Origin of the sequence: Streptomyces sp. NPDC007863 (assembly GCF_040633895.1) — a bacterium.
GTDB lineage: Bacteria > Actinomycetota > Actinomycetes > Streptomycetales > Streptomycetaceae > Streptomyces.
In genome coordinates this window covers 207588-219572 of the sequence record NZ_JBEYEI010000001.1, presented here as the reverse complement: position 1 = coordinate 219572, position 11985 = coordinate 207588, and the positions used below count along the sequence as shown (strand labels likewise).

Sequence of the window (11985 nt, the reverse complement as noted above, 5' to 3'; positions counted from 1 at the left end):
TACGGCCGCCGCTGCCGAGGTTCGCCGCCACGGCGCGCCGCGGCATCGGCCCGCGGGCCGCGGATCCGTAGGCCCCGGGGCGGAGTGACGACCCGTCCTTTCGGCCGATGCGCGGCGCGCCGCGGTCCTTAGGCTGAGAGGCGTGCTCCGAGACGACCTGCGAACCCTGTGGACCGAACCACGGCCGCCCGGCGCGCCCGCCCGGGTGCGGCGGGACTGGGCGCTGCTCGCCGCGGGCCTCGCCGGTGTGGCGCTGGAGGCCACGCTGCGCGAGGACGTCGTGTGGCGGCCGGTGGCGGTGGTGTCGGCCGTATGGCTGTGCCTGCTGCCCCTGTGGCGCCGGACCCGCCCGCTGGCGATGGTGACGCTGGCGTTCGGCTCGGTGATCCTGCTTCCGGTGGCCTCGCTCGTCGCCGCACCGCGCGAGTCCGTCGGGCTGTACACCGGCGGGGTCGTGCTCGTGCTGGTGTACGCGCTGCCCCGGTGGGGATCGGGACGCGAGATCGTGCTGGGGGGCGCGGTGATCGTCGTGACCGGCGCGCTGTGCGTCGGCACGGACGGGACCCCGGTCGTCGAGAAGGTCGTGGGCTTCGTGTTCCTGCTGCTGCCCGGGGTGGTCGGGGCTGCCGTGCGGTTCCGGGTGACCGCTCGCGAGCGGCAGTTGGAGCAGGTGCGCTCCCGCGAGCGCGAGCAGCTCGCCCGGGAACTGCACGACACGGTGGCCCACCACGTGTCGGCCATGGTGATCATCGCGCAGGCCGGCCGGGTGCTCGCGGGCACCGATCCGTCCGCCGCCGTCGAGGCGCTGGAGGGGGTCGAGGAGGAGGGGGCGCGCACGCTGGAGGAGATGCGCGCCATGGTCGCCGCGCTGCGCGACCGCGGGGTCGGCGCCGAGCTGGCACCCCCTGCCGGAGTCGCGGATCTGGAGCGCCTGGTGCGCACCCCGGGCGGCCGCCTCAGGGTCGACCTGGGGCTCGACGGCGAACTGGACGCGCTGCCCCCGGCCGTGGACGCGGCGGTCTACCGGATCGTGCAGGAGTCGGTGACCAACGCGCTGCGCCATGCCGTCGACGCGACCGAGCTCGTCGTCCGGGTCGCCGCGGAACGGCACACGGTACGGGTGAGCGTGCGCGACGACGGCCGGCGCACCGGCCGGGGGCGCGAGGGATACGGACTTACCGGACTGCGCGAGCGCGCGACCCTGCTCGGCGGCACACTACGAGCCGGACCGGGTACCGACCGGGGCTGGCGTGTCGACGCCGAACTGCCGAGAGCGAGGAGCGAGAGCGGTGTCCATTCGCGTCCTCGTCGCTGACGACCAGACGATCATCCGCACCGGGTTGCGGATCATGCTGAACGCCCAGCCCGGCATCGAGGTGGTCGGCGAGGCCGCCGACGGGCGGGAAGCGGTACGCCTGGCCCGCGAACTCCGTCCCGACGTCTGCCTGTTCGACATCCGCATGCCCGTACTCGACGGACTGGAGGCCACCCGGCTTGTCGCCGGTCCTGGTGTCGCCGACCCGCTGGCCGTGGTCGTCATCACCACGTTCGACCTCGACGAGTACGTCTACGGCTCCCTGCGTGCCGGCGCCCGCGGATTCCTCCTCAAGGACACGGGACCGGACCTTCTGGCGCAGGCCGTGCGGTCGGCGTCCGACGGGGAGGCGCTCATCGCGCCCAGCGTCACCGTCCGTCTGCTCCAGGCCTTCGCGGACCTGCCCGCCGGCCGGCCCGTGGCCCAGCCGGTCTCCCCCGTCACCGCCCGCGAGGAGCAGGTGCTCCTCGCCGTCGCCCGCGGGCTGACCAACACCGAGATCGCCGACGCGCTGCACATCAGCCTCAGCACGGTGAAGACGCATCTGGCGAGCCTGATGGCCAAACTCGGCGCACGCAACCGGGTCGAGATCGCGATGTGGGCCTACGAGACGCGCCGGATCCTCCCCGGGGCCTGACGGACCGGGAGGCCGGAACCGGGAGGGTGCGAATCCCGGTCCCGGTGCGACCAGTCGACGATCACGAGTCGACGCGCACCCTAGGGCCGGTCCGCCGTGATCAGCCACGCCGTGCTGAGCAGCCCGACCGTGCCGTCGGGCCGCTCGTGGGCGCGCAGGTGGTCGGTGAGGGCCGCGCGGGCGCGGACGCGGGCGGGCTCGTCGGCCTGGTCCATGAGGTGGCGGCCCGGGCCGGTGGCGAGGAGGAAGTCCGCCGCGTCCGTGGCGTCCCGGCCCCAGGTGCCGTACGCGCGCGTCTCGTCGAGCGTGATCGCGGTGAAGTCGGCGGCGGCGAGGACGGCGCGGACGCGGTCCGGCTCGCCGAGGGAGAACATGCCCGGATGTCCGAGGCGGGCGAAGTCTCCGACGGGCAGGATGCCGCGCAGGGAGGTCATGGCGGTGACCCAGTCGTTCAGGCCGGGGTCCGACGGGCAGATCAGGGCGAGCCGGCCGCCGGGGCGCAGGGCGCGCGCGATGTTCCCGAAGGCGGCCTCGGGGTCGGCGAAGAACATGGCGCCGTAGCGGCTGATCGCCGCGTCGAAGGCGCTCTCGCCGAGGGGGTGGGTCTGGGCGTCGCCCCGGGTGAAGGCGGCGTTGCGGACCCCTTCGGCCTCCGCCAGGGCGCGGGCCTCGGCGAGCATCGGGCCGGAGAGGTCGAGGCCGAGCGCGTGTCCGCGCGGGGCGCGGAGGGCGGCGAGCCGGGTGGTGCGGCCGGCGCCGCAGCCGATGTCGAGGGTGCGGTCGCGGTCCCCGATGCGGGCCGCGTCGAGCAGCGGCTCGTTGAAGCCGTCGTTGACGGCGTTCCAGCGGTCCTGGTGGCGGGCCCAGTGGGCGCCCTCCGGGCCGTTCCACGCCTGCTCCTGCGCGGTGTTGACGATGACGGTCACGGCTGCCTCCGTGGGTGACGGGACGAGAATGGGCGGCTGCCCATTCTCGTGCGGCTCACCGTATGGGCGTGCGCCCATTCCGGCAATCCCGTTTACGATCCAGGTGATCCCGCGGCCGGACGCCCGGGAGACGCACGAGCGACGTACGACGGAGAGGACGGCGGGTTCATGTCACCGCGTGGAGTGGCGACGCCCGATGTGCGCGAACGGCTGTTCGCGGCGGCCGAGCGGGTGGTGGAGCGGGACGGGCCGGGGGCGCTCACGAGCCGGTCCGTGACCACCGAGGCGGGGTGCGCCAAGGGGCTGCTGCACGCGCACTTCGAGGGCTTCGACGAGTTCGTCGCCGAGCTGTGCCTCGACCGCTTCGCCCGTACGACGGCGAGCGCGCGGGCCCTCACCGGGCTGGTCGGCCGGGGCACGGTGGCCGGCAACCTCGACACCGTCGTCCAGGCCCTCTTCGACTCCGGTGGCCCCGCGGTCTCCGGCCTCGCCATGGCCCGCCCCGCCGCCGCGCTGCGCGTCCGCGAGGCCCTGGCGGCCGGCGCGCCGGGCTTCGCCTCGATCGAGGAGGCCGTCGCCGCCTACCTGGAGGCCGAACGCGACCTCGGCCGCACCCCCGCCTCCCTGGACCCGGCCTCCGTCGCCCTCGCCCTGGTCGGCGCCGGTCACCACCTCCTGATGACCACCTGGCCCGGCTCCCCCGACCCCCGCCCCGCGGTCCGCCGCCTGGTGACCGCCCTGGTGGCGGACGGCGCGGACGGGGGCGCGGCATGAGCGACGCCGCCGCGGGAGCGGCCGGGCGGGCCGGAGGAACCGGGACGGACGGTGTCGAGCACCTGGACGTCCTCGTCGTGGGTGCCGGGATATCCGGCATCGGCATCGCCTGCCACCTCCGCGCGGAGCTGCCCGGGAAGAGCTTCGCGATCCTGGAGGCCCGCGCCTCCCTCGGCGGCACCTGGGACCTCTTCCGCTACCCCGGCGTCCGGTCCGACTCCGACCTGCACACCTTCGGCTACGCCTTCAAGCCCTGGCGGGACCGGCAGGCCATCGCCGACGGGTCCCGGATCCGGGACTACCTGCGCGAGACCGCCACCGAGCACGGGCTCGACGGCGCCATCCGCCCCCACCACCGGGTGCGCGCCGCCTCCTGGTCGAGCGAGCGGGCCCTGTGGACCGTGGAGGCGGAGCGCGCCGACACGGGCGATACGGTCACGCTGACCTGCGGCTGGCTGGTCGCCGCCGGCGGCTACTACCGCTACGACGAGGGCTTCACCCCCGCGTTCGAGGGCCGGGAGCGGTTCGGCGGCGCGATCGCGCACCCGCAGCACTGGCCGGACGACCTCGACCACGCGGGCAAGCGGGTCGTGGTGATCGGCAGCGGCGCGACCGCCGTCACGCTGGTGCCCGCCATGGCCGGCACCGCCGCGCACGTGACGATGGTGCAGCGGACGCCGACGTACGTCCTGCCGGTGAACAGGAACGACGCGCTCGCCGACGCCCTGCGCCGCTGCCTCGGCGAGCGGCGCGCCCATGCGCTGATCAGGCGGAAGAACGTCCTCCTGCAGAGCGTGTTCTTCCGCTTCTGCCGGCGGTACCCGAAGGCGGCACGCCGGCTGATCCGCCGGCTCAACGCCCGGCGGCTGCCGCCCGGTTATCCGGTCGACGAGCACTTCAACCCGCCGTACGAGCCGTGGGACCAGCGGCTGTGCACCGCGCCCGACGGGGACCTGTTCACGGCGGTCCGGGAGGGGCGGGCGACGGTGGTGACGGACCGGATCAGGGCCTTCACCGAGACCGGCGTGGAGCTCGCCTCCGGCCGGCACGTCGACGCGGACGTCGTCGTCACCGCCACGGGTCTGAACGTCCGGCTCCTGGGCGGCATCACGCTCACCGTCGACGGCGCCCCCGTGCGCCTCGCGGACACCGTCGTCTTCAAGGGGCTGATGCTGTCCGGGGTGCCGAACCTCGCCCTCGCGATCGGTTACACCCACGCGTCCTGGACGCTGAGGATCGACCTGGTCGGCGAGCACCTGTGCCGGCTGCTCCGGCACATGGACGCGCACGGCCTGGCCGTGTGCCGCCCCGAGCCGGCCGATCCCGCCATGCCGACCCGGCCGCTCTTCGACCTCGGCGCGGGGTACGTCCGGCGCGCCGCGGACGAACTGCCGCGCCAGGGCGACCGGGGGCCGTGGCGCACGTCGGTGGACTACCGCGCGGACGTGCGGCTGCTCCGTGACGGCGGCGTGACGGATCCCGAGCTGCGCTTCAGATGATCGGTGTGCGCATGACCTCGCGGATCGTGCGGGTCTCCTCCGCCGCCAGTTCGAGGTCCGCGGTGGCAGGGGTGAATCGGTTCGGGGTCACTTCCGGGGCAGGACCGTCAGGACGCGTTCGATGAAGGTCTTGAAGTCCTCCATGAAGTCCGAGAGGAACTGCTGGGTGGTGGGGTCGGTGACCTCGCCGTCGTCGGAGAAGAGGCCGGGGGTGAACTGGATGTACGCCTCGGGGGCGTTCATCTGGGGCGAGTTGCAGAAGCTGAGGACGGAGCGGAGGCTCTGCTGGGCGACGGCGGTGCCGATCTTGCCCGGGGAGGCGCCGATGACGGCGGACGGCTTGTGGGTGAAGGAGTTGGTGCCCCAGGGGCGGCTGGCCCAGTCGATGGCGTTCTTCAGGCCGCCGGGGATGGAGCGGTTGTACTCCGGGGTGACGAAGAGGACGGCGTCCACCGAGGCGATGGCCTCCTTGAGGGCCTTGCCCTCCGGCGGGTAGTCGGCGTCGTAGTCGTGGTTGTAGAGCGGGAGGTCCTTGATGGGGATCTCGCGGAACTCCAGCCCCGGCGGGGCGACCCTGATGAGGGCCCGGGAGAGGATCCGGTTGATGGACTTCGTCGACAGGCTGCCGACGAAGTAGCCGACCTGGTACGTGGTCATGGGCGGGTGTCGCCTTCCGTGCGGGGTCCTCGGGCAACGTAACCCGGGCCCGGCGAGGCCGCCTGTCAGAGGCCGACGATGAGCTGGACGCAGACGATCTTCACCAGGATGGCGAGGGCGAAGAGGGTGGCGTAGCCGGTGTTGACGCGGCTGTCGGAGACGCGGCTGTTGGCGTACGCGGTGATGGCGGGGTTGCCGACGTAGCCGGCGAGCAGGCCCATCGTGCGGGGGCGGCTCTGGCCGAGGAGGCGGCAGACCAGGACCATCAGGGCGTAGCTGAGGACCGCGCCGACGACGAGGACGGCGAGGAGCTTGAGGCCGAAGACGGAGAAGGCGTCGCGGCGGAAGGCGTAGCCGGAGGTGAGGCCGACGCAGGCGAGGAAGACGAGCAGGCCGATCTGGCGCAGGGTGAGGTTGGCGCGGGTGGGCAGCACCCAGACGAGGGGGCCGGTGCGGCGCAGCCTGCCGAGGACCATGGCCATGACGAGGGGGCCCGCGGCGGTGCCGAGGGAGAGGACCGTGGAGCCGATCGTGAGCCGGGGGATGCCGATGAGGAAGCCGGCGGCGAGGCCGAGGCCCATGCTGACGGCGCTGACCTCGCTGACCTTGGCCTCGGTGTCGCCGAGGTAGGCGGTGACGTCGGCGGTGCGTTCGCGGGGCATGGCGACGCGGACGCGGTCGTCGAGCCGGAGCAGCAGGTCGTCGTGGGCGAGGAGGTCCTGGTCGCCGCGGCGGACCCGGGTGGCGCGGGCCCCGAAGCGCTCGCCGAGGCCGAGTTCGGCGACGGTGCGGGCGGCGAGGTCGGGGTTGGTGAGGAGGATGCGGCGGTAGTCGACGACGTCGCGGTGGTAGAGGAGGTGCTCGGCCGCCTCCGTGCCGAGGGCGGCGACGCCGGCGGCGACCGCCTCGGGGCCGCCGACGAGGACGAGGGCGTCGCCGGGGGCGAGCGGCCCCGGGTCGCCGGAGTCGACGATGCGGACGGTGCCGCCCGCCGGGCGGTGGGCGCTGGCGAGGAGGTCGCCGGAGGCCGTGCCGGGGACGTCGGCCCAGCGGGCCGGGCGGCTGATGTCGACCGTCCGGGTGACGAGCCGGTCGGGGAGGCCGGCGCCGGGGTCGCGATGGCCCGGCCAGTTCCGGGCGCCGGCGACGGCCGCGACGAAGAGGATCGTGAGGATGACGGCCAGCGGGTAGCCGATCGCGTAGCCGGTGGCCGCCTGGGTCGGGTCGTCGGAGGCGGCCTGGGCGGCGGCGAGGCCGGGGGTGGTGGTGCCGATGCCCGCGTATCCGCCGGCGAGGAAGGGACCGGGGATGTCGAGGAGGCCGCTGCCGACGAGGCCGACGGCGAGGGCGGTGAGGACGAGGGCGGCGATCGCGCCGACCATCACCGCCAGCTGGGGCCGCAGCTCGCGGAAGAAGGCGGGTCCGGCCTCCAGGCCCACCGTGTAGACGTACAGGGCCAGGCCGAGGACGGAGAGCCCGGCGGGGACCGCCTTGCCGACGTCCGGGTCCAGGGCGCCGACCAGCAGGCCGACGAAGAGGACACCGGCCGCGCCGAGCTTCACGGGACCGAAGCGGACCATGCCGAAGAGCGATCCCGCCGCAATGACGATAAAAAGGGTGAACCACAGATAGTCAGCGAAAAACTGCCACATGCCCCTATGCAGTCACAGGGCACGGCACTTTGCACGCTCATACGGAAGGCGGCAACCGTGACGCGACCGAGGATCCTCGTGGTGGGCGCCGGGTTCGCCGGCGTGGGCTGTGTGAAGCGGCTCGAACGGCGGCTGACCGAGCGGGAGGCGCGGATCACGCTGCTCTCGCCCTTCTCTTACCAGCTCTACCTGCCGCTGCTCCCCCAGGTGGCGGCGGGCGTCCTGACGCCCCAGTCGGTGGCGCTGTCGCTGCGGCGCAGCCAGAAGCACCGGACGCGGATCGTGCCGGGCGGCGCGGTGGGCGTGGACACGGCGGCGAAGGCCGTGGTGGTCCGGACGATCTCCGGGGAGTTCTACGTCGAGCCCTACGACCATCTGGTGCTGGCGCCCGGCAGCGTGACCCGGACCTTCGACATCCCCGGGCTCGCCGATCACGCCCGGGGCATGAAGACCCTGGCGGAGGCGGTCTACGTCCGGGACCACGTGATCGCCCAGCTGGATCTGGCGGACGCGAGCGACGACGACGCCGAGCGGGCGGCCCGGCTGCAGTTCGTGGTCGTCGGCGGCGGCTACGCGGGCACCGAGACGGCGGCCTGCCTCCAGCTGCTCACCCACAACGCGGTCAAGCGCTATCCGCGGCTCGACCCGGCCCTGATCAAGTGGCACCTGGTGGACATCGCGCCCCGGCTGATGCCCGAGCTGGGCGACAAGCTGGGCGCGGCGGCGATGGACATCCTCACGAAGCGGGGCATCCAGGTCTCGCTGGGGGTGTCGGTGGCCTCGGTGGACGACGAGAACGTCACCCTGACGGACGGCCGGGTGCTGCCCTGCCGCACCCTGATCTGGACGGCCGGTGTGGCGGCGAGCCCGCTGGTCGGGACGGTCGGCGCGGAGACCGTGCGCGGCCGGCTCGTGGCGACGCCCGAGATGCGGGTGCCGGGGGTCGACGGCGTGTGGGCGCTGGGCGACGCGGCGGCCGTGCCGGACCTGGCGAAGGGCGAGGAGGGCGCGATCTGCCCGCCGACGGCGCAGCACGCGATGCGTCAGGGCAAGGCGGTCGCGGACAACCTGGTGGCGACCCTGCGCGGCGAGGCCCCTCGGCCGTACACGCACAAGGACCTCGGTCTGGTGGTGGACCTGGGCGGCATGGACGGGGTGTCGAAGCCGCTGGGCGTGGAGCTGCACGGGCCCGCCGCGCAGGCGGTGGCGCGCGGCTACCACTGGGCGGCGCTGCGGACGAACGTGGCGAAGACCCGGGTGATGACGAACTGGCTGCTGAACGCGGTGGCCGGGGACGACTACGTGCGGACCGGGTTCCTGGCGTCGAAGGCGGGGACGCTGCGGGACTTCGAGTACACCGACGCCTATCTGACCCCCGATCAGGTGCGGCTGCACACCGAGCCGTTCCGGGGAGCGGTCGGCTGAGCCCGCTCCCCCGCGCCGGGCTCGGCGCCCCGGCCGGCCCCCGGATCCGCCCGCTCAGCGGGCGAGTTCGGGGGCCGGCCCCATGACGACGACGGGTTCCGCGGCCGGGTCGAGGGTGAGGAGGAGGGCGCGCAGGTCGTCGCGGTCGAGGGCGACGCAGGCCTGGGTGGGGCCGCCGTGGTCGACGTGGATCCAGACGCCGCCGCCCTTGCCGGCGCCCAGCGGGCGTTCCTTGTCGAGCGGGGTGCGGCCGGGGACGCGGTTGTAGTCGATGGCGATGACGTGGTCGAAGGAGCCTTCGAGGGACTCGCCGCGGAAGCCGGTGCCGCTGATGGCGAACTCGGGGTCCTCGTCGTAGGGGAGGCGGCCGCCGGGGTCGGGGAGCCGGCCGCCGGCGTCGCCGATGCGGTAGACGCCGATGGGGGTGCGCAGGTCGCCCGCGGAGTGGTCGGCGGTCCAGCCCTTGAGGGCGTTGCGGGCGGTCCAGGGGCCGCCGGCCTCGTACCAGCGGCCGCCGGGGGCGCGCTGGTGGAGGACGGCGGTGGCGGTGTTGCTGTTCTCGGTGGCGCCGGTGACGACGAGGGCCTGGGTGGCGCCGTCGGGGATCCGGGCCTGGGTGAGGGGGCCGAGGCCGGGGACGCGCGGGGCGGTGCGGGGGCGGGCGTCGGTGGCGGCCGGGCTCTTCACGGGCGCGGGCGTGGCGGCGGTCGCCGGGGCCGGGCCGGTCGGTGCCGGGGGCGCGCAGGCGGTGAGCAGCAGGGCCGCGCACAGGGTGCCGGCGCCGAGGAGCGCGGGGGCGCCCTTGCGGACGAAGGCGGGCATGGGAAGGCATCCTCCTGGCCGGGGGCAGTGGAGCGATCCGTACCCGTTCGGCGGGCGGCGCTGCGCGGGGCGGCGGCGGCCCACCCGTACGGCGGAGCGGGCGGGGCCGGGAAGCGGGTTGACCGGCGGGCGGGGGCGGGGTTGGGTGCGGGGATGAGCGATCGTGAGGGGTACGGGGAGCTGCTGGTGGTTCCGGCGGCGGGCGGGCGGGAGCTGGCCGACTGGCGGGCGGTCCACAACGCGATCGTCCCGACGGCGGTGCTGTCCGAGGACGAGGTGCGGGAGCGGGCCGGGCGGAACCGGCTGGACGTGGCGTACCTGGGCGGGGTGGCGGTGGGCTGTTCGACGGTCCGGCCGCCGGACGGGGAGACGCCGGCGGCGACGGTGATCGCGCGGATCCTGCCGGAGCACCGGGGGCGGGGTTTCGGGACGGTGCTGTACGAGCGGGGGCTCGCGCACGCGGCGACGCTGGGCGGGGAAGGGGTGGAGACGGTGGTGCTCGCGTCGAACGAGGAGGGGCTGCGGTTCGCGCGGGCGCGGGGCTTCGCGGAGGTGGAGCGGTATGTGCTGCCGGGGGACACGATCCCGTTCGTGACGCTGCGGCTGGCCTGAGCGGCCGTACGGGACAAAGAATCTGACGTCTCGTCAGATCGTGGCGTCACGGCTCTGGGAACCTCCGCCCCCCGGCGCTACCCTCCGCGCATGATACGGACGGTGGTGTGGGGAACCGGAAATGTCGGGCGGGCGGCCATCCGGGCCGTGGACGCCCATCCCGGGCTCGAACTGGCGGCGGTCCTCGTCGCCGACCCGGCGAAGGTGGGCCGGGACGCGGGCGCGCTCGCGGGCCTCGGGCACGAGCTCGGGGTGGTCGCGACCGACGACGTCGGGGCGGTCCTGGCCGCGCGGCCGGGGGCCGTGGTGTACGCGGCCTCCGGGGACGTGCGGCCCGACGGCGCCCTGGAGGACGTGGTGCGGGCGGTGGCGGCGGGGGCGGTGGTGGTGACGCCGTCGCTGTACCCGCTGTACGACCCGCGGAACGCCCCGCCCGAGTTCCGCGACCCGGTGCTCGCGGCGGTGGCCGAGGGCGGCGGCTCGCTCTTCGCCTCCGGGGTGGACCCGGGCTGGGGCAACGACGTGCTGCCGCTGCTCGTGAGCGGGCTGGGCACGACCGTGGACGCGGTCCGCTGCCAGGAGATCTTCGACTACTCGACGTACGAGCAGGAGTTCTCCGTGCGCGAGCTGATCGGGATGGGCAAGCCCCTCGACTACGAGCCGCCGATGCTCTTCCCGTCGGTCCCGACGATGGTGTGGGGCGGGCAGATCCGGCTGATGGCGCGGGCGCTTGGCGTGGAGGTGGAGGAGATCCGCGAGACGGTGGACCGGCGGCCGCTGGAGGCCACGGTGGGGACGCGGACGATGGGCGTCTTCGAGGCGGGCACGCAGGGCGCGGTCCGTTTCGAGGTGCAGGGGGTCGTCGGCGGCGAGCCGCGGATCGTGATCGAGCACGTGACCCGGATCCATCCGTCCTGCGCGCCGGACTGGCCGGTGCCGCCGGACGGCGCCGGGGCCCACCGGGTGATCGTCGAGGGCCGGCCGAGGATCGAGGTGACGGTGGCGGCGACCGACGAGGACGAGAACCGGGCGGCCGGCGGGAACGCGACGGCGGTGGGACGCCTCGTCGGGGCGATCGACTGGCTGGCGGCGGCCGGCCCGGGGCTGTACGACGCGCTGGACGTGCCGATACGCCCGGCGGTGGGCAAGCTGGGAAGGAGACCACGGTGATCATCGACATTCCCGAGGGGCAGGAGCCGATCGGGTACGTGTGGGGCGACATGGTCCCGGAGATCGGGACGGCGGCGGCGAACTTCTCGCTGTCGGTGTACGCCCATACGACCCTGGGGCTGCGCGAGTTCGAGGCGGCGCGGCTGCGGATCGCGCAGATCAACGGCTGCGGCTTCTGTCTGGACTGGCGCACGGACCGGGACGGGGAGAAGGTCGAGGAGGGCTTCGACGAGGTGGTCGCGGCCTGGCGGACGACGGAGGTGTCGGACGCCTTCGACGTGCGGACGCGGCTGGCGGCGGAGTACGCGGAGCGGTACGCGCTCGACCACCACGGCCTGGACGAGGAGTTCTGGTCGCGGATGACGGCGCACTACGGCCAGGCGGAGATCGTGGAGCTGACGATGAGCCTGGGTTCGTGGCTGGCCTTCGGGCGGCTGAACCGGGTGCTCGGGCTCGACGAGGTGTGCGTGCTGCCGACGGGGTGAGCCCACGGAGC

12 protein-coding genes are annotated in these 11985 nt (G+C 74.4%); 8 read left to right on the top strand and 4 right to left on the bottom strand.

The window, feature by feature from the left end:
* Nucleotides 1-142: 142 nt before the first annotated feature.
* On the top strand, nt 143-1315 hold the full coding sequence (locus ABZ621_RS00915; protein ID WP_360599282.1) for a histidine kinase: 1173 nt from the start codon (nt 143-145) through the stop codon (nt 1313-1315).
* Nucleotides 1290-1952: a response regulator transcription factor gene (locus tag ABZ621_RS00910; protein ID WP_360599280.1), complete on the top strand. Its 663-nt coding sequence runs from the start codon at nt 1290-1292 to the stop codon at nt 1950-1952. The genes ABZ621_RS00915 and ABZ621_RS00910 overlap by 26 nt, the downstream gene beginning before the upstream one ends.
* Nucleotides 1953-2032: 80 nt before the next feature.
* On the opposite strand, the gene ABZ621_RS00905 is transcribed toward ABZ621_RS00910, so the two are convergent.
* Nucleotides 2033-2878, bottom strand: a complete 846-nt coding sequence (locus ABZ621_RS00905) for a methyltransferase domain-containing protein (protein WP_360599278.1) — start codon at nt 2876-2878, stop codon at nt 2033-2035.
* A gap of 168 nt (nt 2879-3046) precedes the next feature.
* Between ABZ621_RS00905 and ABZ621_RS00900 the strand changes: the two genes are divergently transcribed.
* Both ABZ621_RS00900 and ABZ621_RS00895 read left to right on the top strand, forming a co-directional pair.
* Nucleotides 3047-3652 (top strand): TetR/AcrR family transcriptional regulator, encoded by a 606-nt coding sequence (locus ABZ621_RS00900; protein WP_360599276.1) that lies wholly within the window; start codon nt 3047-3049, stop codon nt 3650-3652.
* Nucleotides 3649-5151 carry an NAD(P)/FAD-dependent oxidoreductase gene (locus ABZ621_RS00895; protein WP_360599274.1) on the top strand — a complete coding sequence of 501 codons (1503 nt, stop codon included), beginning with the start codon at nt 3649-3651 and terminating at the stop codon, nt 5149-5151. Before ABZ621_RS00900 ends, ABZ621_RS00895 begins: the two co-directional genes overlap by 4 nt.
* 87 nt (nt 5152-5238) lie before the next feature.
* Here the strand turns inward: ABZ621_RS00895 and ABZ621_RS00890 are convergent, their stop codons facing one another.
* Nucleotides 5239-5808, bottom strand: coding sequence for an NADPH-dependent FMN reductase (locus ABZ621_RS00890; RefSeq protein ID WP_360599272.1), 570 nt, complete (start codon nt 5806-5808; stop codon nt 5239-5241).
* 65 nt (nt 5809-5873) lie between these two features.
* On the bottom strand, nt 5874-7460 hold the full coding sequence (locus ABZ621_RS00885; RefSeq protein WP_360599270.1) for a TrkA C-terminal domain-containing protein: 1587 nt from the start codon (nt 7458-7460) through the stop codon (nt 5874-5876).
* A 57-nt stretch (nt 7461-7517) separates the two neighbouring features.
* Here ABZ621_RS00885 and ABZ621_RS00880 point away from each other — a divergent pair, with 57 nt between their 5' ends.
* A complete protein-coding gene (locus ABZ621_RS00880) occupies nt 7518-8885 on the top strand; it encodes an NAD(P)/FAD-dependent oxidoreductase (RefSeq protein ID WP_360599269.1) in 1368 nt (455 codons plus the stop codon).
* Between the two features lie 54 nt (nt 8886-8939).
* Here the strand turns inward: ABZ621_RS00880 and ABZ621_RS00875 are convergent, their stop codons facing one another.
* Nucleotides 8940-9707: a L,D-transpeptidase family protein gene (locus ABZ621_RS00875; protein ID WP_360599267.1), complete on the bottom strand. Its 768-nt coding sequence runs from the start codon at nt 9705-9707 to the stop codon at nt 8940-8942.
* A gap of 153 nt (nt 9708-9860) precedes the next feature.
* On the opposite strand from ABZ621_RS00875, the gene ABZ621_RS00870 reads away from it, so the two are divergent.
* The 3 genes from ABZ621_RS00870 (at nt 9861) to ABZ621_RS00860 (ending at nt 11974) form a co-directional block, all read left to right on the top strand.
* Nucleotides 9861-10319 (top strand): GNAT family N-acetyltransferase, encoded by a 459-nt coding sequence (locus tag ABZ621_RS00870; protein ID WP_360599265.1) that lies wholly within the window; start codon nt 9861-9863, stop codon nt 10317-10319.
* A 90-nt stretch (nt 10320-10409) separates the two neighbouring features.
* Nucleotides 10410-11489: a dihydrodipicolinate reductase gene (locus tag ABZ621_RS00865; RefSeq protein WP_360599263.1), complete on the top strand. Its 1080-nt coding sequence runs from the start codon at nt 10410-10412 to the stop codon at nt 11487-11489.
* Nucleotides 11486-11974 (top strand): carboxymuconolactone decarboxylase family protein, encoded by a 489-nt coding sequence (locus ABZ621_RS00860; protein WP_360599261.1) that lies wholly within the window; start codon nt 11486-11488, stop codon nt 11972-11974. The genes ABZ621_RS00865 and ABZ621_RS00860 overlap by 4 nt, the downstream gene beginning before the upstream one ends.
* Nucleotides 11975-11985: the final 11 nt, after the last annotated feature.